This window comes from Pseudomonas sp. DVZ6, from assembly GCF_024259445.1.
Lineage (GTDB): Bacteria > Pseudomonadota > Gammaproteobacteria > Pseudomonadales > Pseudomonadaceae > Aquipseudomonas > Aquipseudomonas peradeniyensis.
In genome coordinates this window covers 1-26041 of record NZ_JANCLM010000045.1, presented here as the reverse complement: position 1 = coordinate 26041, position 26041 = coordinate 1, and the positions used below count along the sequence as shown (strand labels likewise).

Genomic DNA, 26041 nt, shown 5'->3' with positions numbered 1-26041 from the left:
GCCGCGGGAGCCGTTATACTAGGCAACTTTGAAATCCGCCCAGCCCCTCCCGGAGCCCGCATGACCCAGGACCAACTCAAACAGGCCGTCGCCCAGGCCGCCGTCGATCTCATCCTGCCGAAACTGGATGAGAAAAGCGTCGTCGGCGTCGGTACCGGTTCGACCGCCAACTTCTTCATCGACGCCCTGGCCCAGCACAAGACCGCCTTCGACGGCGCCGTCGCCAGCTCCGAGGCCACCGCCCAGCGCCTGAAGGGGCATGGTATCCCGGTCTACGAGCTGAACAGCGTCAGCGAGCTGGAGTTCTACGTCGACGGCGCCGACGAGAGCGACGCCCACCTCAACCTGATCAAGGGCGGCGGCGCGGCCCTGACCCGCGAGAAGATCGTCGCGGCGGTGGCCAAGACCTTCATCTGCATCGCCGACGCCAGCAAGCTGGTGCCGGTACTGGGCGCCTTCCCGCTGCCGGTCGAGGTGATTCCGATGGCCCGCAGCCATGTCGCGCGCCAGCTGGTCAAGCTGGGCGGCGACCCGGTCTACCGTGAAGGCGTGGTGACCGACAACGGCAACGTCATCCTGGATGTGCACAACCTGCAGATCACCAACCCGGTGGAGCTGGAGAGCCAGATCAACGCCATCGTCGGCGTGGTCACCAATGGCCTGTTCGCGGCGCGTCCGGCGGATGTGCTGCTGCTGGGGACCGCTGAAGGCGTGAAAACCCTCAAGGCCGAGTAAACAAGCCTTGCGCGATCCTTGTAGGAGCGGCCTTGTGCCGCGAAAGGGCTGCGTAGCAGCCCCAGATTTCAGCGTTGAACAAAGATTGCCGGGGCCGCCTTGCGGCCCTTTCGCGGCACAAGGCCGCTCCTACAGGGGTAGACGTAAACGCGATAGCGCCAGCCCAGGCAATCAATCAGCCGGCTGCTTGAACACATAGAACAGGTTCGGCTCGCTGACCAGGTAGATGGTCCCGGCATCGTCCATCGCAATCCCCTCCGCCTGCGGCACGGTCTGTTTCAAGCCCTGGAATCCCTTGCGCAGTGACAGCGTGCTCAGTGGCCGGCCCTTCACATCCAGCTCCAGCACCAGCCGTGACTCGTCCGAAAGCGCCAGCAGGTGCCCGCTGCGCTCATCGAACTGCAGGCTCGACAAGTCCCTCACGAACAGCCGCCGGTCACGCTTGCGATCCTGCACCACATGCACGGCATAGGGTTTGTCGGGGTTGTCATGGGGAAAACCATGCACCTCGTAGATCATCATCGGGTCCCGTTCCTTGGCCACGAACAGGCGCTTGCCCGCCGAGTCGTAGGCCAGCCCCTCGAAACCCTTGTTGCCATTGAGGCCGATGCCCAGGGACAGCTGCTCGGCATCGCTGGCGTCGAGGAACAGGGTGTCATCGTCAAGACGCACGCGAATCAGCCGCTGCTGGCGCTCGTCGGTGATCACGTAGCTGTTGGGCCCTACATACTCCACCGCCTCGGGGTCGCCGAAGCCGGTCAGTGGAACACGGCGCAGGATGCGGCCGTCCAGCGACAGCTCGATCAGCTCCGAGCGGGCATTGGTGACGGTGAACAGGCTCTTGCGGTCGGGATCGTAGGTCAGCGCCGAGATGTCATCGTCCAGCCCGACGATGGGCTGCGCTTCGATCGCCACCTGGTAGCGATCCAGGCCGATGCTCTGCTCGGCCGGCTGCCACCAGGTCTTGAGGTTGAACCAGCCGCGCTCGAACAGGCGGAACTCATGCCCGGCGGCGCCCAGGACGAGCAGGGCAACAAGCACGATGAAGGCTAAGATCAGGCGAAGGTGGCGGCGCATGCGGTCGGACTCGGCGAAAGGAGCACGTATCTAACCACTATCAACTGAAGCAAAGCTTAATGCCACCATCAGAAATATCTGATCGATCAGTGCTTTTTGAAGCGATAGAACAGGTTGGGCTCGCTGACGACGTACAGGTTGCCCTGGTCATCCATTGCCACCCCTTCTGCCCGGGGAATGGTGTCAGCCAGGCCATTAAAGCCGCCCAGCAAGGTCATGAAACTGACCTGCTCACCCTTCTCGTCCAGCTCGAGCAGCATGTTGGAGTCCGCCGACAAAGCCAGCAGGTGCCCGGTGCGTGGGTCGATGCCCAGCGCGGACAGGTTGCGCAGGTCCAGTTCATCACTGGGCAGCGGTTGCTTGTCGCCCTTGAGCGGGCCGTGGCCATCGGTGCTCCAGATGAACATCTTCGGTGGCCGCTCGGCACCAATGATCAGTCGCTGCCGGATCAGGTCCCAGGCAATGGCCTCGAAGCCCTTGTTGCCATCCTCCGTATCGCCCAGGTCGTAGGGCTGGTAGTCGGCGCGGTTCAGCGATGTCGTGGCGGCATCCACCTTGACCAGTGTCAGATCATGGTTGCGCTCGTCGACAATGGCGATCTGGCCGTTCTCGAGTACCGCCACGCCTTCCGGATTGGACCAACCCACCAGCGGGATCTTGCGCAGCACGTCACCGTCGAGGTTGAGTTCGACCAGGAACGGGTGCTTGCCCATGACCGCGAACAAGGTACGGGTGTGCGGATTGAACGCCAGGTCCGACGCCTCGTCACGCTCCATCCCCGGCAACGGTTTGGCATCGATGTCGGCCACGTAATCCGGCAGCCAGATGCTTTCCTGGCGCTCGGTCTGGCTTTCGAAGCCTTCCTTTATCCACAGCAGGCCACGGTCATCCCAGTGCATGGCTACCACCAGGCCATAGGCGATGATCGCCAGCGCAAGCAGCCACAGCGACCAGCGGGTGATCAGGCGTCGCTTTGGCGGAAGGGATGCGCTGGAAGGATTGGTCATCGAATGGAGATCCTGAAAGTAGGCGGCAGCGTGGTCGCCACTGTCGGCAAATGAAGGTTAATAGACGAATTATCCGGATCAATTGTGAAAAAAACGACAAATCCCACCGGCACAAGCAGCGACGACGGCATTGCACCGTCGTCGCCCGGAGTCAAAGCACCCGGCCTTCGAACCGGCTTGCACCGGGAAGTTCCAGCACCAGCTCATCGCCGACATTGAACGGCCCCACGCCCGCCGGGGTGCCAGTGAGGATGACATCGCCTGCCTGCAGGGAGAAGTGCGCCGCGATGTGCTGGATCATCGGCACGATCGGGTTGAGCATCAGCGCGCTGTTGCCGTCCTGGCGCACCTCGCCGTTGATGCTCAGGCGGATGCCGATATCGGTCAGGTCCTCGAAGGTATCGGCTGACACGAACGGCGGCAGCACGCAGGCACCATCGAAGCACTTGGCCAGTTCCCAGGGCAGGCCCTTTTCCTTCAGCTTCGCCTGCACATCGCGCAGAGTGAGGTCCAGCGCCGGGGCAAAGCCGGAGATGGCGTCGAGCACCTCTTCCTCGGAAGGGTGGGTGGACAGGGGCTTGCCCAGCAGCACGGCAATCTCCGCCTCGTAATGTACCGAGCCACGCTCGGTCGGAATCTTGAAGCCGCCTTCCAGGGGCACCACGCAGCTGCCGGGCTTGATGAACAGCAGCGGCTCGCTGGGGATGGGGTTGTCCAGTTCCTTGGCATGCTCGGCGTAGTTGCGGCCGATGCATACCACCTTGCCCAGCGGGAAGTGGATGCGCGTGCCGTCTACGTACTGGTGCTGGTAACTCATGGCCGACTCCTGTGAATACTGCTTTTTATTCGGGAGCGAAGATCTTACCCGGATTCATGATGCCGTTCGGGTCGAACACCGCCTTGATCGCCCTCATGCAGGCGATTTCCTCCGGAGAGCGGCTGTAGCCCAGGTAGTCGCGCTTGGTCATGCCCACGCCATGCTCGGCGGAGATCGAGCCGTTGTAGCGTTCGACGATCTCGAACACCCACTTGTTGACCTTGGCGCAGGAGGCGAAGAAGTCGTCCTTGGTCATGTGGTCGGGCTTGAGGATGTTCAGGTGCAGGTTGCCGTCGCCGATGTGGCCATACCAGACCACTTCGTAGTCCGGGTAGTGCTCGCCGACGGTGGCGTCGATATCGCGCAGGAACGCCGGCACCTTCGATACGGTGACCGAGATGTCGTTCTTGTAAGGCGTCCAGTGGGAGATGGTCTCGGACAGGTACTCGCGCAGCTTCCACAGGTTCTTCAGCTGGGTCTCGCTCTGGCTCATCACCCCGTCCAGTACCCAGCCCTGCTCGACGCAGTGCTCGAAGGTGGCCAGGGCTTCGTTGGCCACCTCCTCGGTGCTGGCTTCGAACTCCAGCAGCGCATAGAACGGGCAGTCGGTCTCGAACGGTGCGGGCACATCGCCCCGGGCGAGGATCCTGGCCAGGCCCTTGTCGGAGAAGAACTCGAAGGCCGTCAGGTCAAGCTTGCCCTGGAAGGCGTGCAGCACCGGCATGATCGCGTCGAAATCGGGCGTGCCCAGCACCATGGCAGTGAGGTTGCGCGGCGCGCGGTCCAGGCGCATGGTCGCCTCGACCACGAAGCCCAGGGTGCCTTCGGCGCCGATGAACAGCTGGCGCAGGTCGTAGCCGGTGGCGTTCTTGATCAGGTCCTTGTTCAGCTCGAGCAGTTCGCCCTTGCCGGTGACCACCTTCAGCCCGGCCACCCAGTTGCGGGTCATGCCGTAGCGAATCACCTTGATCCCGCCGGCGTTGGTACCGATATTGCCGCCGATCTGGCTGGAGCCGCTCGAGGCGAAGTCCACCGGGTAGTAGAGCCCCTGGTCCTCGGCGAACTGTTGCAACTGGCGGGTGACGACCCCCGGCTGGCAGACCACGGTACGGTCGAATTCGTTGAAGGCGAGGATCTGGTTCATGTAGTCGAAGGCCACCACCACCTCGCCATGGGCGGCCACGGCGGCGCCCGACAGCCCGGTACGCCCGCCCGACGGCACCAGGGCGACCTTGTGCCGGTTGGCCCAGCGCACGATGGCCTGCACCTGCTCGACGGACTTGGGGAAGACGATGGCGCTCGGCGCCGGCGGGTAGTGCTTGGTCCAGTCCTTGCCGTAGGCCTCGAGCGAGGCCGGGTCGGTGAGGACCTTGCCAGGGTCGACCAGGGTCATCAGCTCATCAATTACCACGGACTGGGTCATCGCCGGAACTCTCGACTTATTCATAGTCACCCTGAGCACGCTTCACCTGTCGGGATAAGCTCAGGTTGTGTCGCGTATGCTAGCATAGCCCTCCCGCCGTTCGTGCTAAGGCCGACGCCGCGCCGCTCCACTCTCCTCGCCATTTTTCTCCGGGATACAGGTTTACGCAGATGAGCAAGACTTCTCTCGACAAGAGCAAGATCAGGTTCCTTCTTCTTGAAGGTGTGCACCAGAACGCGGTCGATACCCTCAAGGCCGCCGGCTACACCAACATCGAATACCTCACTGGTTCGCTGCCGGAAGCCGAGCTGAAGGAAAAGATCGCTGATGCCCACTTCATCGGCATCCGTTCGCGCACCCAACTGACCGAAGAGATCTTCGACTGCGCGAAGAAACTGGTCGCGGTCGGCTGCTTCTGCATCGGCACCAACCAGGTTGACCTGGCAGCGGCCCGCGAGCGCGGTATCGCCGTGTTCAACGCCCCCTACTCGAACACCCGTTCGGTGGCCGAGCTGGTGCTGGCCGAAGCCATCCTGCTGCTACGCGGCATCCCCGAGAAGAACGCTTCCTGCCACCGTGGCGGCTGGATCAAGAGCGCGGCCAACTCCTTCGAGATCCGTGGCAAGAAACTGGGCATCGTCGGCTACGGCTCGATCGGCACCCAGCTGTCGGTCCTGGCCGAGAGCCTGGGCATGCAGGTGTACTTCTTCGACCCGCTGACCAAGCTGCCGCTGGGCAACGCGGTACAGGTCACCAGCCTGCACGAGCTGCTGGGCCTGGCCGACATCGTCTCGCTGCACGTGCCTGAGCTGCCGTCCACCCAGTGGATGATCGGCGAGAAGGAAATCCGCGCGATGAAGAAGGGCTCGATCCTGATCAACGCCGCCCGTGGCACCGTGGTCGAGCTGGACCACCTGGCCGCCGCGATCAAGGACAAGCACCTGATCGGCGCCGCCATCGACGTGTTCCCGGTCGAGCCGCGCTCCAACGACGAAGAGTTCGAAAGCCCGCTGCGTGGCCTGGACAACGTGATCCTGACCCCGCACATCGGTGGTTCCACCGCCGAGGCCCAGGCCAACATCGGCCTGGAAGTGGCCGAGAAGCTGGTCAAGTACAGCGACAACGGCACCTCCGTGTCGTCGGTCAACTTCCCGGAAGTGGCCCTGCCGGCCCACCCAGGCAAGCACCGCCTGCTGCACATCCACGAAAACATCCCGGGCGTGCTCAGCGAGATCAACAAAGTGTTCGCCGAGAACGCCATCAACATCTCCGGTCAGTTCCTGCAGACCAACGAGAAAGTGGGTTACGTGGTCATCGACGTCGACGCCGAGTACTCGGACCTGGCCCAGGAGAAACTGCAGCACGTGAAGGGCACCATCCGCTCGCGCGTACTGTTCTGAGTTTCACTGCGTCAAGAAAAAGGGAGGCCCTGGTGGCCTCCCTTTTTTTTATCAGCTAACGCCTGAAAACCGGATGGTCGCTACAAAAATTCACCAATACCACTATCACTCGTTTTTGCCCCCTCGCCACACAACCGTCTCACAGCCCTCCTAGCATGGCCCCATCTCTTCGATGAGGCCTTGCCATGAACAACGCCACTCCAGGCGCACAGATGAAAGTGCGCGGTATCCACAAGCGCTTCGGCGCCTTCACCGCACTCAACGACGTCTCCCTCGACATCGCCGCCGGCGAGCTGGTGTGCCTGCTCGGCCCGTCGGGCTGTGGCAAGACCACCCTGCTGCGCTGCATTGCCGGGCTCGAACGCCAGGATCGTGGCACGCTGTACATTGGCGACCGCGATATCTCCGAGCTGCCACCCCAGGCCCGCGACTACGGCATCCTGTTCCAGTCCTACGCGTTGTTCCCCAACCTCACCGTCGAAGCCAACATCGCCTACGGCCTGACCGGCAGCAATCGTGAGGCCTCGCGCCAGCGGGTCGGTGAAATGCTCGAACTGGTCGGCCTGACGGGCAGCGAAAAGAAATACCCCGGCCAGCTATCCGGCGGCCAGCAACAGCGCGTGGCCCTGGCCCGCGCCCTGGCGCCTTCGCCGTCGCTGCTGCTGCTCGACGAGCCGATGTCGGCACTGGACGCTCGCGTGCGCGAGCACCTGTGTACCGAGCTGCGCCAACTGCAGCGCCAGCTGGGCATCACCACGCTGATGGTCACCCACAACCAGGACGAGGCCATGCTGATGGCCGACCGCATTGCCGTGATGAACAACGGCCAGGTCGAGCAGTACGCCACGCCCCAGGAAATCTACGACCAGCCGGCCACGCCGTTCGTCGCCGAATTCGTCGGCCAGGGCAACTGGCTGCCGTTCCAGCGCAGCGGCGACAGCCATGCCCAGGTCGGCGGCCTGCACATGCGCCTGGCAGCCAACGCCGCAGGAGCCAGCAGCGGCCGGCTGTTCTGCCGACCCGAGGCGATCACCGTCAACCCGGTGGTACACGAGGAAAACCTGTTCCCGGCCAAGGTTCGCGAGATCACCTTCCTCGGCAACCGCTGCCGCATGAGCTTCGAGTTCAAGGCCTTCCCGGGCCATGCGTTGCTCGCGGAGCTGGCGCCGGAGGCGATGCCGCGCCTGGGTTCGCAGGACATCTGGGTGGCCCTGCCGCCGCAGAGCCTGCAGGTGTTTGCCTGAGATGGCCGCGCCGATGACCCTGCCGCTCACCTCAACCAATGCCGCACCTCGCAGTGGTGTTGCCCTGGGGGACCGTCTGTTCGTGATCGGTGGCAAGAGCCTGCTGCTGATCCTGCTGGTGCTGGCGGTGCTGATGCCGTTGCTGGCGATCTTCTGGCGCGGCTTCAGCGCTGAAGCCGGGCAGGGCGGCGGCCTGCCAGCTGCCCGTGAACTGTTCGCCAGCGAGAACTTCCATTGGCTGCTCGGCAACAGCCTGTCGGTGGCCTTCACCGTCGCCGCCATCGTCGTGCCGCTGGCCTACCTGTTCGCCTATGCCCTGCAACGCACGCTGATCCCGGCCAAGGGCCTGTGGCGCGGCATCTCATTGCTGCCGCTGCTGGCACCGTCGATGCTGCCGGCCATCGCGCTGGTCTACCTGTTCGGCAACCAGGGCCTGCTGCGCGGGCTGCTCAGCGACAATATCTACGGCTTCTGGGGCATCGTCCTCGGCGAGGTCATCTACACCTTCCCCCACGCCCTGATGATCCTGCTCTCGGCGCTGTCGCTGGCCGACGCAAGGCTGTTCGATGCGGCCTCGAGCATGGGGGCGGGGCCGACGCGGGCGTTCTTCAGCATCACCTGGCCGGCCACGCGCCAGGCGGTGTTCGCCGCGTTCTGCCTGGTGTTCACCCTGACCATCACCGACTTCGGCGTGCCGGTCGTGGTGGGTGGGGATTACCAGGTGCTGGCGCTGGAAGCCTACAAGGCCGTGGTCGGCCAGCAGCAGTTCGGTCGCGGCGCGCTGATCGGCATGGTGCTGCTGGTACCAGCGCTGCTCAGCTTCGCCGTCGATGCCTGGTTGCGTCGCCGTCAGGGCGAGGCCATGAGCGGTCGCGCCCAAGTGTTCGAGCCCAAGCCTTCCAGGCTGCGCGATGGCTGCTTCCTGGCCATCGTGCTGCTGGTGTGCGCGGCACTGTTGGCGGTGATCGGCATGGCGGTGTACTCGTCGCTGGTCAAGTTCTGGCCATACAACCTGTCGCTGTCGCTCAAGCACTACATGTTCGAGGACACCGCCGGTGGCGGCTGGCTGGCCTACCGCAACAGCGTGACCATGGCCATCGGCACCGCGCTGATCGGCAGCGTGGTGATTTTCACCGGCGCCTACCTGATGGAGAAGACCCAGGGGCAGCGCCTGCTCAACCAGCTGCTGCGCTTGCTGAGCTTCATCCCGATGGCGGTGCCTGGCCTGGTGCTGGGCCTGGGCTACGTGTTCTTCTTCAACCTCAATGGCAACCCACTGCATGTGTTCTACGGCAGCATGGCGCTGCTGGTGGTGTGCACCATCGCCCACTACCTGACCACCGCGCAGATGACCGCCACCACCGCCCTGCGCCAGCTCGACGGCGAGTTCGAGGCCGCCGCGCTGTCGCTCAAGGCGCCGCTGTACAGGCACTTCATGCGGGTCACCGTGCCGATCTGCCTGCCGGCGCTGCTGGACATCATCCGCTACCTGTTCGTCTCGGCGATGACCACCGTGTCTGCGGCGATCTTCCTGTACAGCCCCGACACCATCCTCGCCGCCGTCGCCGTGCTGAACATGGACGACGCCGGCAACGTTGGCGGTGCCGCCGCCATGTCGACCCTGATCCTGCTTACCAGCGCTGCCGCATCGTTGCTGCTGGCCGCTGCCTCACGCGGCCTGCTGCGCCGCTCCCAGGCCTGGCGCCAGCGCGCGCCAGGCCATTGACCGACTGCCCACACTGATAGGAACCGCATCATGTTCAAGCCCCTCGCACTTGCCGCTGCCGTATCCGCCGTCTTCAGCCTGCAGGCCTCGGCCGCGACCCAGCTGACTGTCTACACCGCCCTCGAGGCCGAGCAGCTCAAGAGCTACAAGCAGGCCTTCGAAAAGGCCAACCCCGACATCGAGATCAAGTGGGTGCGCGATTCCACTGGCATCATCACTGCCAAACTGCTGGCCGAGAAGGAACGTCCGCAGGCCGACGCGGTGTGGGGCCTGGCCGCTTCCAGCCTGGCCATCCTCGACCAGAACGGCATGCTCGAAGCCTATGCGCCCAAGGACCTGGGCAAGATCTCGCCCAACTACCGCGACGCCGCCAACCCGCCGGCCTGGGTGGGCATGGACGTGTGGGCCGCGACCCTCTGCTTCAACACCGTCGAGGCCGAGAAGCAGGGCCTTAGCAAGCCGGTGAGCTGGCAGGACCTGACCAAGCCTGAATACAAGGGCAAGATCGTCATGCCCAACCCGGCCTCGTCCGGCACCGGCTTCCTGGATGTGAGCGCCTGGCTGCAGACCTTTGGCGAACCGCAGGGTTGGGCCTACATGGATGCGCTGCACCAGAACATCGGCCAGTACGTTCATTCCGGCTCCAAGCCGTGCAAGCTGGCCGCCGCCGGTGAATTCCCGATCGGCATCTCGTTCGAATACCCGGCCGTGCAGCTCAAGCGCCAGGGCGCGCCGCTGGATATCGTGCTGCCCAAGGAAGGCCTGGGCTGGGAGATCGAAGCCACCGCAGTGATCAAGGGCTCGCCGAAGGCCGATGCCGCCAGGCGCCTGGCCGACTTCTCCGCCAGCCCCGCGGCCATGGAGCTGTACAAGGAGAACTTCGCCGTGCTCGCCGCGCCCGGCATCGCCAAGCCGCAGACCGAGTTGCCGGCGGACTACGAGCAGCGCCTGATCAAGAACGACTTCGCCTGGGCCTCGAAGAACCGCGACCAGATCCTCAGCGAGTGGCGCAAGCGCTATGACGGCAAGTCGGAAAAGGTCGCGCAGCAATAACGCGTCGGCCTCATTGGCGGGTAAACCCGCTCCTATGGAACAACACGTAACCTATTGATTTAGCTCGACCCTGTGGGAGCGGGTTTACCCGCGAAGAATCCAGCGCGGTGTATGGCACCGGCTGCGCCGGTGTTCGCGGGTGAACCCGCTCCCACAGGGGACAGTTCCCAGCGCGACAACGCAGCCCAAAGGGCCTGCATGGGCAATGCAGGGGGCCACAGGCATAAAAAAACCGGCGCACCAGGCGCCGGTTTTTTTATGCCGTCAGAGCCTCACAGCCCTTCGAGCATTGCCTTGTTGCGCACCGCGCCCTTGTCGGCGCTGGTGGCCAGCAGGGCGTAAGCCTTGAGTGCGGTGGTCACCTTGCGTGGACGCACCTCGGCCGGCTTCCAGCCCTTCTTGTCCTGCTCGACGCGACGCTCAGCCAGCTCTTCGTCGCTGACCAGCAGGTTGATCGAACGGTTGGGGATGTCGATCAGCACCTTGTCGCCATCGCGCACCAGGCCGATGGCGCCGCCCGCTGCCGCTTCCGGCGAGGCGTGGCCGATCGACAGGCCCGAGGTACCGCCGGAGAAGCGGCCGTCGGTGAGCAGGGCGCAGGCCTTGCCCAGGCCTTTGGACTTCAGGTACGAGGTCGGGTACAGCATCTCCTGCATGCCCGGGCCGCCTTTCGGGCCTTCGTAGCGGATGATGACGATGTCGCCGGCCTGCACTTCGTCGGCGAGGATGCCGCGCACGGCGCTGTCCTGGCTCTCGAAGATCTTCGCGGTGCCTTCGAACACGTGGATCGACTCATCGACACCTGCGGTCTTCACCACGCAGCCGTCCAGGGCAATGTTGCCGTACAGCACGGCCAGGCCGCCTTCCTGCGAGTAGGCGTGCTCGAAGCTGCGGATGCAGCCGTTCTCGCGGTCATCGTCGAGGGTTTCCCAGCGGGTCGACTGGCTGAACGCGGTCTGCGTCGGGATGCCCGCCGGGCCTGCCTTGAAGAAGGTGTGCACGGCTTCGTCATCGGTCTGGGTGATGTCCCACTTGGCGATGGCCTCTTCCATGCTGGCGCTGTGCACGGTCGGCAGGTCGGTGTGCAGCAGGCCGCCACGGGCCAGCGAGCCGAGGATGCTGAAGATGCCACCGGCGCGGTGCACGTCTTCCATGTGGTACTTCTGGATGTTCGGCGCCACCTTGCACAGCTGCGGCACCTTGCGCGACAGGCGATCGATGTCGCGCAGGTCGAAGTCCACCTCGCCCTCCTGGGCCGCGGCCAGCAGGTGCAGGATGGTGTTGGTCGAACCGCCCATGGCGATGTCGAGCATCATGGCGTTTTCGAACGCCTTGAAGTTGGCGATGCTGCGCGGCAGTACCGACTCATCGTTCTCGCCGTAGTAGCGCTTGCACAGCTCGACGATGGTGCGACCGGCGGTGAGGAACAGCTGCTCGCGGTCGGAGTGGGTGGCCAGGGTCGAGCCGTTGCCCGGCAGGGCCAGTCCCAGGGCTTCGGTCAGGCAGTTCATCGAGTTGGCGGTGAACATGCCGGAGCACGAACCGCAGGTCGGGCAGGCGCTGCGCTCGTACTCGGCGACTTTCTCGTCGCTGGCGGTGGAGTCGGCGGCGATGACCATGGCGTCGACCAGGTCCAGGCCGTGGCTGGCCAGCTTGGTCTTGCCAGCTTCCATCGGGCCGCCGGAGACGAAGATCACCGGGATGTTCAGGCGCAGGGCGGCCATCAGCATGCCGGGGGTGATCTTGTCGCAGTTGGAGATGCAGACGATGGCGTCGGCGCAGTGGGCGTTGACCATGTACTCGACGGCGTCGGCGATGATCTCGCGGCTGGGCAGCGAGTAGAGCATGCCGTCGTGGCCCATGGCGATGCCGTCATCCACGGCGATGGTGTTGAACTCTTTCGCCACGCCACCGGCGCGTTCGATCTCGCGGGCGACCAGCTGGCCCAGGTCCTTCAGGTGCACATGCCCCGGGACGAACTGGGTGAACGAGTTGGCGATGGCGATGATCGGTTTCTTGAAGTCTTCGTCCTTCATCCCGGTGGCGCGCCACAGGGCACGGGCACCGGCCATGTTGCGGCCTTGGGTGGAAGTCTTGGAACGATAATCAGGCATGGAGCGCTCCTGGCGGCTAAATCACGTCACGTAAATAGGGAGTGAGCTTCTCTTGTCCTGAAACGCCGAAGGCCGGTTGCCGCTGGCAAGGATGGGGGCCGAAGACCGCGCGGGATCGCCGCAGGCTCGACCAGAGCTCATAAACCCGCCGGGGATGTCTGGCGATGAATGGATCGATTCTACACCGCCGCGCCCGCGAGGGAATGGCGTTGTGATAATTGGCTGTCGCCAGCCCGCAAGGTAAAGGCCTTGGCGTGGTTCGGGCGGGTTTGGGTAGACTTGCGCGCTTCCTGTCCCACTGGCCAAAAGGATTTGCAATGCCAGCGCCTAGCCGCTCCTTATTGTTCTATGTCGTCATCGGCCTGATCCAGGGCCTGGTGTTGCTCGCCACCGTGAAGGGGCAGGGCGAGCTGCTCGGTTTCAACCTGTCGGTCGCCCTGTGCGCCGCGGTGGTGGTGGCCGGCGTGAACCTGCAACTGCTCGGCAGCGCGGTGCGCCAGCGTGGCACCGGCTGGCTGGTGCTGGGCCTGACCCTGCTGATCAGCGGGATCAGTGCCTGGGTCCTGGATAGCGGGCGCATGGGCTGGCTGCAGCAGACCTGGTTCCTGGCCGCCATCGTGCTGGGCTATATCGGCACCGCGTTCATTCTTGCCTGGCCGACCCGCGAGAATGGGCGGCCGCGCTATGAGGACCTGTTCCGGCATGCCTGGAACAACGTGTTCATTCTTTTCCTGGCGCAACTGTTGACCGGCCTGTTCTGGCAGTTGCTGTGGTTGTGTGCGTTGCTGTTCGGCATGCTCGGCATACCGCAGGTCACGGATGTAGTGGAGTCCCCGGTGTTTCTCTGGCTGGTGCTGCCGGTGGTGTTCTCCCTGGGGATGCGCATGGGGCGGGACAACGAGAAGGTCATCGGGTTGTTGCGCGGCATTCTGTTGACACTCTGTCGCTTCCTGTTGCCGTTGAGTGCGCTGATCGCCGTGGTGTTCACCCTGACACTGCCCTTCAGCGGCCTGCAGCCGGTGTGGGACACGGGTTATTCGACCGCTCTGCTGTTGGTGCTGGCAGGTATCAATCTGTTCCTGGCCAATGGCGTGTTTCAGGACGGCCATCAGGGCAATGCCTATCCTGCGCCGCTCAAACGCTTGGTCGAAGCCAGCCTGCTCTGCCTGCCGGTACTGGTGGGCCTGGCGGCTTATGCCAGCTGGATGCGCATCGACCAGTACGGCCTGACCCCGTCGCGCATCATGGCCATGCTGTTGGTGGGTGTGATGCTGGCGCACAGCCTGGCGGCAGTGTGGGCGGTGGTGAGCTCACGGCAGGCCTGGCTGAATAGCCTGCGGCTGAGCAACCCGTTGATCGCCTTGCTCAGCGCGGTGCTGATAGTGCTGTTCTACACACCGTTGCTCGACCCGCAGGTGTTGAGTGCGAAGAGTCAGGTCGAGCGCCTGCTCGGTGGACGCACGCCAATCACCGAGTTCGATGCCGGGACCTTGTACCGCGACCTCGGTCAGCCTGGGCGTGCAGCCTTCGAGCAACTGGAGAAGCGGCTGGAAACCGATGAACTGTTCGATGCGGGGCGCCGCGAGCAATTGCTGGGGTTGATGGCGCAGGTGCGTCGGCCGGAGGTGGTCGAAACCCATGGTCCGAAGTTCGAGTGGCTGGGGCCTGTGCAATCCACCAGCGAGTCACTGGCCGACTCGACCCTTGGACAAAGCCAGTGCGGTGGTAAGGGATGCTATTTGTGGGCGGTCGATCTGGATGGTGATGGGCACAATGAAGTGCTGATGATCCCCCGGCACACCTATGCATCGAGTGTGTTCGTGTTCACCTGGGAGGAGCGCGAGTGGCGTGAGGTGGGCAGCCTGAGCGGCCGGATGGAAAACCTCGAGGGCCTGGCCAAGGGGATTCGCGAGGGTGCGGTGAAACTGGTGGCTCCGCGTTACAAGACGCTCAGTATTGATGGGCAGGAACTGGTGCCGGACTTCAGGCGATAGTGGTTGACGGGCATGAGCGTGAGCGTTTGAGGGAGCCGGGGCCGCTCTGCGGCCCTTTCCGGCCGGTCCGACGCCTCGGCAAGGCCGCTCCTACAGTGACCGCGTAATCAACCACTGTAGGAGCGGCCTTGTGCCGCGAAAGGCTGCGCAGCAGCCTCAAACAAACGTTGCTTAGCTGTTGGGCAGCAACCGGCAGGTGATGCTCTTGATGTAGCGGGTCTCGGCGATCGCCGGGTGCACCGGGTGGTCCGGTCCCTGGCCACCGCGCTCGAGCAGTTGCAGGTTGCGGTCCAGGTGGCGGGCGCTGGTCAGCAGGATGTTGTTCAGGTCGTCCTCGGGCAGGTGCATCGAGCACGAGGCGCTGACCAGGATGCCGTCCTTGTTCAGCATGCGCATGGCCTGTTCATTGAGGCGGCGGTAGGCGGCCTCGCCGTTCTTCAGGTCTTTCTTGCGCTTGATGAAGGCGGGCGGGTCGGCAATGATCACGTCGAAACGCTCTTCGGCGGCCTTCAGCTCGCGCAGGGCTTCGAACACGTCACCTTCGATGCAGGTCAGCTTCTCGCTGATGCCGTTCAGCGCGGCGTTGCGCTCGACACCGTCGAGGGCGAAGCCGGAGGCATCCACGCAGAACACTTCGCTGGCGCCGAATGCGCCGGCCTGCACGCCCCAGCCACCGATGTAGCTGAACAGGTCCAGCACGCGCTTGCCCTTGACGTAGGGGGCCAGGCGGGCGCGGTTCATGCGGTGGTCGTAGAACCAGCCGGTCTTCTGGCCTTCGCGCACCGGGGCCTCGAACTTCACGCCGTTTTCTTCCAGCGCGACCCAGTCTGGCACTTCGCCGTAGACGGTCTCGACATAGCGGCCGAGGCCTTCGGCGTCGCGGGCGGCGGAATCGTTCTTGAACAGGATGCCGCTTGGTTTCAGGACCTGGACCAGGGCGGCGATGACGTCGTCCTTGTGCGCGTCCATGGTGGCCGAGGCCAGTTGCACCACGAGGATGTCGAAGAAGCGGTCGACCACCAGGCCCGGGAGCAGGTCGGAGTCGCCGTAGACCAGGCGGTAGCACGGCTTGTCGAATAGACGCTCGCGCAGCGACAGGGCGACGTTCAGGCGGTGCACCAGCAGCGACTTGTCCAGCGGCAGCTTGATGTCGCGCGACAGCAGGCGGGCGCAGATCAGGTTGTTCGGGCTCATCGCCACCACACCCAGGGGCTTGCCGTTGGCGGCTTCGAGGATGGCCTGCTGGCCCGCCTTCAGGCCTTGCAGCGGGGTCGCGGCGACGTCGACTTCATTGCTGTAGACCCACAGATGGCCGGCGCGCAGGCGGCGGTCGGCATTGGCTTTGAGGCGAAGGCTGGGCAGGGACATGACGTCGCTCCGGGAAAAAAGAGCGGGAGTATACCGTGTTGGCCAAGGCTTCGCTGTGGGGCGCGACCAAACGTTGGCATCATCGCGGGGCTAAAGAAATTCTTGGATCCAACGATCCACTGATAGTTACCCTGCCGGCGTACAGGGTTAGAATCCCCCGTCCCCAGCGAGAATGCACGAATGTCCCAGGAACTTACCGCCGAACAGATCCAGCAAGCCCTGCAGGGCATCACCATCCCGCCGCAGCCGCAGATCATGGTCGACCTGCAGTTCGAGCAGTACATGCCCGACCCGGACCTCGAGACCATCGCCAAGCTGATCAGCCAGGATCCGGGCTTGTCTGGCGCCCTGCTGAAACTGGTCAATTCGGCGCAGTTCGGCCTGGCGAACAAGATCGGCTCGATCCAGCGCGCGGTGAACCTGCTGGGCAGCCGCTCGATCATCAACCTGATCAACGCCCAGTCGATCAGGGGCGAGATGAGCGACGAGACCATCGTCACCCTCAACCCGTTCTGGGACACCGCCCAGGACGTGGCCATGACCTGCCTGACCCTGGCCAAGCGCACCGGTATCCAGGCGGTGGACGAGGCCTACACCCTGGGCCTGTTCCACGACTGCGGCGTGCCGCTGATGCACAAGCGCTTCCCCAACTACATGGAAGTGCTGGAAGAGTCCTACGCCAAGGCCAATGACGAGATTCGCGTGGTGGACACCGAGAACCGCGTGTTCAACACCAACCACTCGGTGGTCGGCTATTTCACCGCCAAGTCCTGGCGCCTGCCGGAGCACATCAGCGCCGCCATCGCCAACCACCACAACGCCCTGGCGGTGTTCCGCGACGAGTCCTCGCGCAATACCCAGACCCAGCTGAAGAACCTGCTGGCGGTGCTGAAGATGTCCGAGCACATCTGTGCGTCCTACCGCGTGCTGGGCAACCAGACCGTCGACCACGAGTGGAACATGGTTGGCCCGCTGGTGCTGGACTACATCGGCCTGACCGACTACGACTTCGAGCAGCTCAAGCAGAACATCCGCGAATTGGGCGGGCACTGAGCCATGCCGGAACTGCCAGAGGTCGAGACGACGCGGCGCGGCATCGCGCCCCATCTGGAAGGCCAACGGGTCAGCCGCGTGGTGGTGCGCGACCGGCGCCTGCGCTGGCCGATCCCGGAAGACCTCGACGTGCGTCTGTCGGGGCAGCGCATCGTCAGCGTCGAGCGCCGCGCCAAGTACCTGCTGATCAACGCCGAGGTCGGCACCTTGATCAGCCACCTGGGCATGTCGGGCAACCTGCGCCTGGTCGAACTGGGCTTGCCAGCGGCCAAGCACGAACATGTGGATATCGAGCTCGAGTCGGGGTTGATGCTGCGTTACACCGACCCGCGCCGCTTCGGGGCCATGCTCTGGAGCCTCGACCCGCTCAACCACGAATTGCTGATACGGCTGGGGCCGGAGCCGCTGACCGACCTGTTCGACGGCGAGCGGCTGTTCCAGCTGTCGCGGGGTCGGTCGATGGCGGTCAAGCCGTTCATCATGGACAACGCGGTGGTGGTGGGGGTGGGCAACATCTACGCCACCGAAGCGCTGTTCGCCGCTGGGATCGATCCGCGCCGCGAGGCGGGCGGGATCTCCCGGGCGCGCTACCTGAAGCTGGCGATCGAGATCAAGCGGGTGCTGGCAGCGGCCATCGAGCAGGGCGGGACCACCCTGCGCGACTTCATCGGTGGCGATGGCCAGCCGGGGTATTTCCAGCAGGAACTGTTCGTCTATGGGCGCGGGGGCCAGCCGTGCAAGCTGTGTGGCACCGAGCTGCGCGAAGTGAAGCTGGGGCAGCGGGCGAGCGTGTTCTGCCCGAAATGCCAGCGTTAAGTGACATGCGAGCCCTGTGGGAGCGGGTTTACCCGCGAAGAAGGTGGCGCGGAGGATGGCACCGGCTTCGCCGGTGTTCGCGGGTGAACCCGCTCCCACAGGATTTTTGCTGCCTCAAGGGGTAGCAGGGGATCTGTAGGAGCGGGCTTGCCCCGCGATAGGGCCGGATCAGTCGACTACCGCCGCCTGCCCTACACCCCTGGGGTCACTGGCCGCCTCCACGGTCCCGGCAGCCTTGTCCCAATACAGCACCTGCTGGTTGCCATAGTTACGCCCCACATCCTTCAACCTATACCCGCGCGCCTGCAGCTCGGCTTTTTGTGCGGCGCTGAACGTCCCCGGCTCATGCTCCACCACATCCGGCAGGTACTGATGGTGATAGCGCGGCGTCGCCGGCCACGCGGCCACCGGCCGCCCTTCGAGGAACCCCATCACCGACAGCAGCACCATGCTCGGAATCCGGCTGCCGCCGGGCGTGCCGAAGCTGGCGAACTGGCTCGGGCTTTCAATGAAGGTCGGGCTCATGCTCGACAAGGGGCGCTTGCCCGCCGCCACCGCGTTGGCCTGGCTGCCGGCCAGCCCATAGCTGTTGCTGCCGGTGGGATCGGCGGCAAAGTCGTCCATCTCGTTGTTCAGCACCACGCCGGTGCCGGGCACGCTGAACGCCGCGCCGAACGGCAGGTTGACCGAGAGCGTGGCGGAAACCGCATTACCGTCGGCGTCGATCACCGTGAAGTGGGTGGTGTGGTCGCCCTCGCGCCAGGCCGGTGAGGGGGGCAGGGCGCTGCTGGGGGTGGCTTGGTGCACGTCGATGCTGTCGGCCAGGCCGGTCAGGTACTGGCGCCCCAGCAGGCGGTTGATGGGGTTCGCCACGTAGTCCGGGTCGCCCAGCAGCCCGCGGTCGCGGTAGGCCCGGCGCAGTACTTCGATCACATAATGGCTGCGCTGCACCGGTTCGGCGCTCTGCCAGGGCAGGCGCTGGAGCATGGCCAGGCTCTGGGCCAGGGCCACGCCACCAGCCGAGGGCGGCGGGCTGCTGATCAGCTCGCGCTGGTCGGCCAGTGGATAACGCAGTGGCTCGCGCCAGGCGGTGCGGTAGCCGGCGAGGTCATCGAGGGTCCAGACACCGCCGGCCTGGCGCACGCCTTCGACCAGGCGGTGGGCCGTCGGGCCTTGATAGAAACCGTCGCGGCCGTGTTCGGCCATGGCCTGCAGGGTGGCGGCCAGTTCCGGCTGGCGAATCACCGTGCCTAGCGCCGGTACGTCATTGTCGGCAAGGAACAACCGGGCGCTTTCGGCATTGTCGCGCAGGGCACTCAGGCGCATGGTGGCGCGGTCACGGTAGATGCGGTCGACGGCAAAGCCCTGGTTGGCCAGGCGAATGGCCGGGGCCAGGCTGTCCTTGAGCGGCAGCCTGCCGTGGGTCGCGGCCAGGTCGGCCAGCGCCTGGGGCAGGCCCGGGATCGCCGCGGCCAGTGGGCCATTGACCGACAGGCCCGGCTGCACCTGCCCGTCCTTTAGATACATGTCGGCCCGGGCGGCGGCCGGGGCGCGCTCGCGGGCGTCGAGGAAGGCATAGCGTGGGCTGTCGGCGCTCTCGCGCAGCAGGAAGAACCCGCCACCGCCAAGGCCGGAGCCGTAGGGCTCGACAACGGCCAGCGTGGCGCCGATGGCCACGGCGGCATCGAAGGCGTTGCCGCCCTGCTGCAGGATCTGCCTTGCCGCCGCGGTGGCTTCACCGTGCGGGCTGGCGATCGCCGCCTGGCCTGGCCCGGCGGCCAGGGCGCCATGGGCCAGTAGCGCCAGGAGGGCGCCGAGGGCTGCGTGGCGGAGCGCGGCGACGAACGGCATCAGGCCTTGCCGGTGATCCGGCGGTACTTGGCCATCAGCTCGTCTTCGGTTTCCGGGTGGGCTTCATCCAGGGGGATGCAGTCCACCGGGCAGACCTGCTGGCACTGGGGCTCGTCGTAGTGGCCGACGCACTGGGTGCACAGGTTCGGGTCGATCACGTAGATCTCCTCGCCTTGCGAGATGGCGGCGTTCGGGCACTCGGGTTCGCAGACGTCGCAGTTGATGCAATCGTCGGTGATGATCAGGGACATGGAGACTCCGGCCGGGGCGTTGGGCCCGGGCATGTTTCAAAGCGATGGGCACAATTGTGCCGGATTCGCGCCCGCAGTGCACGCGGGCGCGACATCGTGACCGCGCGGCTTACTTGCGAAAGCGCTCAGTCAGCGCATCGGCCACGGCGGGGTGGACGAACTTGCTGATATCACCGCCCAACGCGGCGATTTCCCGGACCAACGTCGAGGAAATGAACGAATAGCGCTCGGATGGCGTAAGGAACAGGCTCTCGACGTCCGGCGCCAGTTGGCGGTTCATGTTGGCCAGCTGGAACTCGTATTCGAAGTCGGACACCGCGCGCAGGCCGCGCAGGAACACATTGGCGTTCTGTTCCTTGGCAAAATGCGCCAGTAGCGAGGAGAAGCCGATGACCTCGACATTGGGCAGGTGCTTGGTGACCTCGCGGGCCAGCGCTACCCGCTGTTCCAGGGGGAACAGGGGGTTTTTCTTGGGGCTGGCCGCCACGGCAATGATCACGTGGTCGAACAGGCGCGAAGCGCGCTCGACCAGGTCGCCATGGCCTTTGGTAATGGGGTCGAAAGTACCCGGGTACAACACTCGGTTCATCGCGTCATCCTGGCTGGAGTGCGTTGGGGAGTCGGATGGTAGCGCAGCGATTGAGCTCGGCCAAGTCGCGTGGCTGGTCGATGGCACTATAGACAGCATGGCTATTGGCTGTCATGCGCGGATGCCAGGCGGCCGACCAGCGCCTCGCTGAGCAGGGCGGTCAGGGCATAGACCGACAGCTGCGGGTTGGCGCCGATGCTGGTGGGGAATAGCGAACCGTCGTGGATCGACAGGTTTTCCAGCTGGTGATGCCGGCCCAGGCTGTCGCACACCGCCTGCCGAGGATCCTCGCCCAGGGCGCAGCCGCCCATGACGTGGGCGCTGCCCAGGCGCATGCGGTGGAGTTCCAGGGGCAGGCTGTCGATCAACGCCTTGGCCTGTTCCGGGTTATCGACATACCGGGCATCGCCATGCACCGGCAGCACCCGGCGAGCACCGGCGGCGAACTGGATCTGCGCCATGCTGTGCCAGGCCCGGCGCAGCCCGTCGCGCAGGTAGTCGGTGACCGGGTAGTCGAGCACCGGCGAGCCATCGCTACGCAATTCCACCTGGCCGCCGGGGCTGTCCGGGTGAAAACCGTCGCGCAGCAGCGCCAGCATCACATGGGTATGGGGCAGCTCGGCCATGCGCAGGGCATTGTCCTGGCCATGGCCGCCGAGCAGGGTGCTGGCCAGGGCCGGGTGCAGCGGCGGGACTTCGAGCTTGTAGCCGACCGGGCCGGTGACGCCGTCCTGCCACTGGAACTGGTCGCTGTAGATCGACTGCGGCGCGCCGTAGTACGGGTCGATCTTCTCCTCGAACTGCGCGGCGCTGAAGTTGACCAGGTGCAGGAAGGTGCGCTTGCCCAGGCGCTGGTGAGGGTCGGGTGCGTCGGAGCGCAGCAGCAGGGCCGGGCTGTTGATGCCGCCGCCGGCCAGTACGTAGTGACGGGCGCGCACCCGAACCTGGCGGCCCGTGGGCTGGATCCCCTGGGCGTCCAGGGCCTGGCATTGCAGGTGGTCGATGCGTTGGCCGTCGTGGCTGAAGCGTTCGGCGCGGGCCAGGTAGAGCAGTTCGCCGCCTTGCTCGAGGGTGGCCGGAATGCTGGTGACCAGCATCGACTGCTTGGCGTTGACCGGGCAGCCCATGCCGCAGTAGCCCAGGTTCCAGCAGCCACGCACGTTGCGCGGGATCACCGCCCAGCGCAGGCCGAGCGCCTCGCAGCCGCGTCGCAACACGTCGTTGTTGGCATTGGGCGGCATCATCCAGGGGCTGATGCCCAGGTGCTGCTCCATGCGTTCGAACCAGGGCTTCAGGCTGTCGCTGTCCAAGCCCTTGACGCCATGTTCGCGGGCCCAGTGCTCCAGGGTCTGTGGCGGTGTGCGGAAACTCGAGGTCCAGTTGACCAGGGTGGTGCCGCCCACCGCCCGGCCCTGCAGGATGGTGATGGCGCCGTCCTTGCTCAGGCGGCCCAGGCCTTCCTGGTAGAGGTCGGCATAGGCTTCGTGTTCCAGCAGGTGGAAGTCGCTGCTGGTCTTCAGTGGGCCCTCCTCGATCAGCAGTACCTTGAGGCCGGCCGCGCTCAGCCGTTCGGCGGTAGTGGCGCCGCCCGCACCGCTGCCGATCACGGCGACGTCGGCTTCGAGGCTCAGGTCCTGCGCCAGGCGCGAGCCATCATGGGTGATCCAGCCTCGAGCGAGGCCTTGGCGAAATGGGTCTGGGACGGGCATTGGCTTCCCTTTTTATTTTGCGAGTCGGCGGTTCGTGGGAGCGGGCTTGCCCCGCGAAGCAGGCAGCGCTGTGCCTGGCACCGGCTTTGCCGGTGTTCGCGGGGCAAGCCCGCTCCTACAGGAGTATGTGACAGGTCAGACCTTCGGCGGCCCTGGATAGCCGCAGGCTGCCCAGGCCTCGGGGCGTTCGTACCAGGCCATGAGCAGCAGTTGCAGCAGCGAGGCATGGCCCTGGCGCAGCAGGTTCAGCGAACTGTCACGCCAGCGTTCGAGAAAGCGGTCCAGCTCTGTATCCGTGGCGCCGGCCCAGCCGCCCCAGATGCCGGTCAGCGGCCCTCGGGTCAGCGGCAGGGTGAGCACGTCGAACAGTTGCCGGGTCAGCTTGAGCATGGCGGGCGACAGCGCCGCCAGCTTGTGGTCGAGGCTGTGCAGCACCAATTCGGTGGAAGCCAGGGTACCCGCCAGCACGACGGGTATCAGGGCCTGCAGCAGCGGCAGGTCGTCATCACGCAGGACCTGATAACCGGGCGAGGCCGCCTGCGGCGTACAGCCGACCAGGCTGGTTGCACCCAGGAACAGGCTGGCGCCGAAGCTGAACCTGAGCAGGTCGCGACGATGCATGAGGCGCCTGCGCTCAGCGGATGAACAGCTTGTAGACCAGGCGCTGCAAGGCTTTGCCATAGGGCGGGTAGATCGTCTTGGCGGCATTGATGCGCTGCTTGGCCAGCACGGCCTTGGCCTTGCTGAAGGTCAGGAAACCCTCGTGGCCATGGTAGTGGCCCATGCCGGACGGGCCGACGCCGCCGAACGGCAGGTCGTCCTGGGCCACATGCAGCAGGGTGTCGTTGAGGCAGACGCCGCCTGAGTGGGTGTCGCGCAGTACCCGTCCCTGCTCACCTTTGTCATAGCCGAAATAGTAGAGCGCCAGGGGCCGGGGGCGCTGGTTGATGTAGGCCAGGGCGTCGTCCAGGCGGTCGTAGGGCACCAGCGGCAGCAAAGGGCCGAAGATCTCGTCCTGCATCACCTGCATGCCGTCGTGCACCTGCAGCAGCAGGTGTGGCGGCAGATGGCGGCCCTGGCGGGGCTCGTCGGGGTAGAGGTCGACGACCTGGGCGCCTTGCTCAAGGGCATCGTCGAGCAGGCGATTGAGGCGACCGAGCTGCCGCTCGTTGATGATCGCGCTGTAGTCGGGGTTGTCGGTCAGGCGCGGATAGAAGCGATGCACGGCGCGGCGGTAGGCATCGGCGAAGGCGTCCAGGCGTTCGCGGGGCACCAGCACGTAGTCGGGGGCGACGCAGGTCTGCCCGGCATTGAGGGTCTTGCCGAAGGCGATGCGTTCGGCGGCGGTGTCCAGCGGCACGTCGGCCGAGACGATGGCCGGCGACTTGCCGCCCAGCTCCAGGGTCACCGGGGTGAGGTTCTGCGCGGCGGCCAGCATCACATGGCGGCCGACGCTGGTGGCACCGGTGAACAGCAGATGGTCGAAAGGCAGGCGGGCGAAGGCCTGGCCGACCTCCACCTCGCCCAGTACTACACTGACCAGATCGCTGGGGAACACACGCCCGAGCAGGTCCTTGATGGCCTGCCCACTGGCGGGCGTGGACTCGCTGAGCTTGAGCATCACCCGGTTGCCGGCGGCCAGGGCACCGGTTAGCGGGCCGATGGCGAGGAACAGCGGGTAGTTCCACGGCACGATGATCCCCACCACCCCCAGTGGCTGGTACTCGATCCGCGCGCTGGCGGGCTGGAAGGCCAGGCCGACCTTGCGCCGCGAGGCGCGCATCCAGCGCCCCAGCTGTTTTTCCGCGTCGCGCAGGCCGAGGACCGACGGCATCAGCTCGGCGATCAGGGTCTCGTCGCGGCTGCGGCCGCTGAAGTCGGCGTCGATGGTCGCGATCAGCGTCTCCTGCTCGGCCAGCAGCGCCTCACGCAGGCTTTTCAGCCACTGCCGGCGTTGCGCGGCCGGGGGCATCGGGTTGTCGGCGAAGGCCCGACGCAGGGCGTCGAACGTCGCTTGCAGGTCGAGGTCGGATTGCACAGGGGGGAGGACGGCAGGCGAGGTCATGGCGGCTCCGGGGGGTGACAAGTGAATAGAGCATATACTCTAATTGGTACGATGGTGCACTCTTTTTCACCTGGCCGGCGGTGCACCCGACCTACGGGAAGCCGTAAGATGGGTCCGATCAATCAAGCTGGAGACTGGAGCTGAGCATGGCCCCGCGCATGAAGACCCGAGAGCGCATCGTGCAGAGCAGCCTGGAGCTGTTCAACCAGCAGGGCGAGCGTTGCGTCAGCACCAACCACATTGCCGCGCACATGGAAATCTCGCCCGGCAACCTGTACTACCACTTCCCCAACAAGCAGGCGATCATCGCCGTGCTGTTCAACCAGTACGAAGAACTGGTCGACAGCTTCCTGCGCCCGCCCCAGGGCCGCATCGCCACCGTCGAGGACAAGCGCTTCTACCTCAAGGCGCTGCTGGCGGCGATGTGGAACTACCGTTTCCTGCACCGTGACCTGGAGCACCTGCTCGACAGCGACCCGGAGCTGGCCGCCCGTTACCGGCGTTTCTCGCGGCGCTGCCTGCTGCAGGGGCAGGCGATCTACCGGGGCTTTGTCGAGGCTGGCATCCTGAGCATGGACGGCCCGCAGATCGAGTCGCTGACCATCAACGCGTGGATCGTGCTGACCTCCTGGGTGCGTTTTCTCAGCACCACCCGCGAGCATTGCGCGCACCTGGGTGAAGAAGCGTTCATGCGCGGCGTCTATCAGGTGGTGGTGCTGGAACTGGGGTATGTCACCCCAGGCTCGCGTGCCGCGGTGCAGGCGTTGTGCGATGAGTTCCACGTTCCTTTCAACCAGGCCCTGGAGCAGTGAACCGGGGTCTTCGAGCCATTCATCAGGAGATTGTCATGCCCCTTGCGCAACTGATCACCCCGCAACAGCTGGCCGAATGCCTGGACGCGCCCGGCCTGGTGATCCTCGATTGCCGCTTTGCCCTGGAGGACGTCGACTACGGCCAACGCAGCTATGCCGAGGGGCATATCGCCGGGGCGCATTTCGCCGACCTTGAGCGTGACCTGAGCGGGCCGGTGGTCAAGGGCCGCACGGGGCGTCACCCGTTGCCCGATCCGCAGCGGCTGGTGGAACGCCTGCGCGAGTGGGGTGTGGACAACGACAGCCAGGTAGTGCTCTACGACGATGGTCCCGGTGCCTTCGCCGCCCGGGCCTGGTGGCTGCTGGCCTGGCTGGGCAAGCGCGATGCGGTGTTCATTCTCGACGGCGGCCTGAAGGCCTGGCATGCCGCCCACCTGCCGTTGAGCCTGGACCCGCCCGTGCGTCGCGAGGGGACGTTCAGCGGCGAGCCGGACATGAAGCTGCAGATCGACGCCACACACCTGGTCAAGCGCCTGGACGATCCGGCGCTGACCCTTATCGATGCCCGCGGGCTGCCGCGTTTCCGTGGCGAGGTGGAACCGATCGACCCGGTGGCCGGGCACATTCCGGGCGCCCAATGTGCGGCGTTCACCGACAATCTTGGCGCCGACGGGCGCTTCCTGCCGACCGACAAGCTGAAGCAGCGTTTTGCCGAAAAGCTGGCCGGTCGTTCGCCGGAGGATCTGGTGGCCTATTGCGGCTCTGGCGTGACGGCCTGCCATAACCTGTTTGCCCTGGCGCTCGCGGGGTATCCGCTGGGGCGGCTGTATGCCGGGTCGTGGAGTGAATGGATCAACGATCCGCAGCGTGGCGTGGCGACTGGCGAGTAATTCGTAACGTGGGAGCGGGGGGGGGGGGGGGGGGGGGGGGGGGGGGG

At 65.3% G+C, this 26041-nt stretch carries 22 protein-coding genes; 10 read left to right on the top strand and 12 right to left on the bottom strand.

From position 1 onward, the window contains the following. The first annotated feature begins 60 nt into the window (after window positions 1-60). Window positions 61-735: a ribose-5-phosphate isomerase RpiA gene (gene rpiA, locus NMG10_RS22280; RefSeq protein WP_011536226.1), complete on the top strand. Its 675-nt coding sequence runs from the start codon at window positions 61-63 to the stop codon at window positions 733-735. Between the two features lie 171 nt (window positions 736-906). On the opposite strand, the gene NMG10_RS22275 is transcribed toward rpiA, so the two are convergent. The 4 genes from NMG10_RS22275 to NMG10_RS22260 form a co-directional block, all read right to left on the bottom strand. Continuing rightward, window positions 907-1812 (bottom strand): SdiA-regulated domain-containing protein, encoded by a 906-nt coding sequence (locus NMG10_RS22275; RefSeq protein ID WP_203648596.1) that lies wholly within the window; start codon window positions 1810-1812, stop codon window positions 907-909. 86 nt (window positions 1813-1898) lie between these two features. Continuing rightward, window positions 1899-2819 carry an SdiA-regulated domain-containing protein gene (locus tag NMG10_RS22270; protein ID WP_254465154.1) on the bottom strand — a complete coding sequence of 307 codons (921 nt, stop codon included), beginning with the start codon at window positions 2817-2819 and terminating at the stop codon, window positions 1899-1901. A 151-nt stretch (window positions 2820-2970) separates the two neighbouring features. Next, window positions 2971-3636: a fumarylacetoacetate hydrolase family protein gene (locus tag NMG10_RS22265; protein WP_254465153.1), complete on the bottom strand. Its 666-nt coding sequence runs from the start codon at window positions 3634-3636 to the stop codon at window positions 2971-2973. A 25-nt stretch (window positions 3637-3661) separates the two neighbouring features. After that, the gene (locus NMG10_RS22260; RefSeq protein WP_232854880.1) at window positions 3662-5059 is read right to left on the bottom strand and encodes an FAD-binding oxidoreductase; all 1398 of its coding nucleotides are present in this window, start codon (window positions 5057-5059) and stop codon (window positions 3662-3664) included. Between the two features lie 170 nt (window positions 5060-5229). Here NMG10_RS22260 and serA point away from each other — a divergent pair, with 170 nt between their 5' ends. The 4 genes from serA to NMG10_RS22240 all read left to right on the top strand — a co-directional run bounded on the left by serA (window position 5230) and on the right by NMG10_RS22240 (window position 10482). Further along, entirely contained in the window at window positions 5230-6459 is a 1230-nt protein-coding gene (gene serA, locus NMG10_RS22255; RefSeq protein WP_203648588.1) for a phosphoglycerate dehydrogenase, read from the top strand. Between the two features lie 185 nt (window positions 6460-6644). Continuing rightward, the gene (locus NMG10_RS22250; protein WP_203648586.1) at window positions 6645-7703 is read left to right on the top strand and encodes a putative 2-aminoethylphosphonate ABC transporter ATP-binding protein; all 1059 of its coding nucleotides are present in this window, start codon (window positions 6645-6647) and stop codon (window positions 7701-7703) included. 1 nt (window position 7704) lies between these two features. Further along, window positions 7705-9429, top strand: a complete 1725-nt coding sequence (locus NMG10_RS22245) for a putative 2-aminoethylphosphonate ABC transporter permease subunit (protein WP_234562339.1) — start codon at window positions 7705-7707, stop codon at window positions 9427-9429. 30 nt (window positions 9430-9459) lie between these two features. After that, window positions 9460-10482 carry a putative 2-aminoethylphosphonate ABC transporter substrate-binding protein gene (locus tag NMG10_RS22240; RefSeq protein WP_254465152.1) on the top strand — a complete coding sequence of 341 codons (1023 nt, stop codon included), beginning with the start codon at window positions 9460-9462 and terminating at the stop codon, window positions 10480-10482. Window positions 10483-10754: 272 nt separating this feature from the next. Here the strand turns inward: NMG10_RS22240 and ilvD are convergent, their stop codons facing one another. Continuing rightward, a complete protein-coding gene (ilvD, locus tag NMG10_RS22235) occupies window positions 10755-12596 on the bottom strand; it encodes a dihydroxy-acid dehydratase (protein ID WP_203648582.1) in 1842 nt (613 codons plus the stop codon). Window positions 12597-12913: 317 nt separating this feature from the next. Between ilvD and NMG10_RS22230 the strand changes: the two genes are divergently transcribed. After that, window positions 12914-14590, top strand: coding sequence for a DUF4153 domain-containing protein (locus NMG10_RS22230; protein ID WP_232854884.1), 1677 nt, complete (start codon window positions 12914-12916; stop codon window positions 14588-14590). Between the two features lie 171 nt (window positions 14591-14761). Here the strand turns inward: NMG10_RS22230 and NMG10_RS22225 are convergent, their stop codons facing one another. Beyond that, window positions 14762-15958 (bottom strand): class I SAM-dependent rRNA methyltransferase, encoded by a 1197-nt coding sequence (locus tag NMG10_RS22225; protein ID WP_232854885.1) that lies wholly within the window; start codon window positions 15956-15958, stop codon window positions 14762-14764. 234 nt (window positions 15959-16192) lie between these two features. Here NMG10_RS22225 and NMG10_RS22220 point away from each other — a divergent pair, with 234 nt between their 5' ends. Together NMG10_RS22220 and mutM are read left to right on the top strand one after the other, a co-directional pair. After that, window positions 16193-17011: an HDOD domain-containing protein gene (locus NMG10_RS22220; RefSeq protein ID WP_232854953.1), complete on the top strand. Its 819-nt coding sequence runs from the start codon at window positions 16193-16195 to the stop codon at window positions 17009-17011. 3 nt (window positions 17012-17014) lie between these two features. Beyond that, window positions 17015-17827 carry a bifunctional DNA-formamidopyrimidine glycosylase/DNA-(apurinic or apyrimidinic site) lyase gene (gene mutM, locus NMG10_RS22215; protein WP_232854886.1) on the top strand — a complete coding sequence of 271 codons (813 nt, stop codon included), beginning with the start codon at window positions 17015-17017 and terminating at the stop codon, window positions 17825-17827. Window positions 17828-17995: 168 nt separating this feature from the next. On the opposite strand, the gene ggt is transcribed toward mutM, so the two are convergent. The 6 genes from ggt to NMG10_RS22185 form a co-directional block, all read right to left on the bottom strand. Further along, window positions 17996-19678, bottom strand: a complete 1683-nt coding sequence (ggt, locus tag NMG10_RS22210) for a gamma-glutamyltransferase (RefSeq protein ID WP_254465151.1) — start codon at window positions 19676-19678, stop codon at window positions 17996-17998. After that, window positions 19678-19929 carry a YfhL family 4Fe-4S dicluster ferredoxin gene (locus NMG10_RS22205; protein ID WP_011531711.1) on the bottom strand — a complete coding sequence of 84 codons (252 nt, stop codon included), beginning with the start codon at window positions 19927-19929 and terminating at the stop codon, window positions 19678-19680. Before NMG10_RS22205 ends, ggt begins: the two co-directional genes overlap by 1 nt. Before the next feature lie 109 nt (window positions 19930-20038). Further along, window positions 20039-20518 (bottom strand): pantetheine-phosphate adenylyltransferase, encoded by a 480-nt coding sequence (gene coaD, locus NMG10_RS22200; protein WP_028689146.1) that lies wholly within the window; start codon window positions 20516-20518, stop codon window positions 20039-20041. Between the two features lie 101 nt (window positions 20519-20619). Beyond that, window positions 20620-22227 carry a GMC family oxidoreductase gene (locus tag NMG10_RS22195; RefSeq protein ID WP_254465150.1) on the bottom strand — a complete coding sequence of 536 codons (1608 nt, stop codon included), beginning with the start codon at window positions 22225-22227 and terminating at the stop codon, window positions 20620-20622. A 135-nt stretch (window positions 22228-22362) separates the two neighbouring features. Further along, on the bottom strand, window positions 22363-22848 hold the full coding sequence (locus tag NMG10_RS22190; protein ID WP_203648564.1) for a twin-arginine translocation pathway signal protein: 486 nt from the start codon (window positions 22846-22848) through the stop codon (window positions 22363-22365). A 13-nt stretch (window positions 22849-22861) separates the two neighbouring features. Next, entirely contained in the window at window positions 22862-24292 is a 1431-nt protein-coding gene (locus tag NMG10_RS22185; RefSeq protein ID WP_254465149.1) for a coniferyl aldehyde dehydrogenase, read from the bottom strand. A 146-nt stretch (window positions 24293-24438) separates the two neighbouring features. Here NMG10_RS22185 and NMG10_RS22180 point away from each other — a divergent pair, with 146 nt between their 5' ends. Next, a complete protein-coding gene (locus NMG10_RS22180; RefSeq protein ID WP_050707373.1) occupies window positions 24439-25104 on the top strand; it encodes a TetR/AcrR family transcriptional regulator in 666 nt (221 codons plus the stop codon). 35 nt (window positions 25105-25139) lie between these two features. Continuing rightward, entirely contained in the window at window positions 25140-25994 is an 855-nt protein-coding gene (locus NMG10_RS22175; RefSeq protein ID WP_254465148.1) for a sulfurtransferase, read from the top strand. The last annotated feature ends 47 nt before the right edge of the window (window positions 25995-26041 follow it).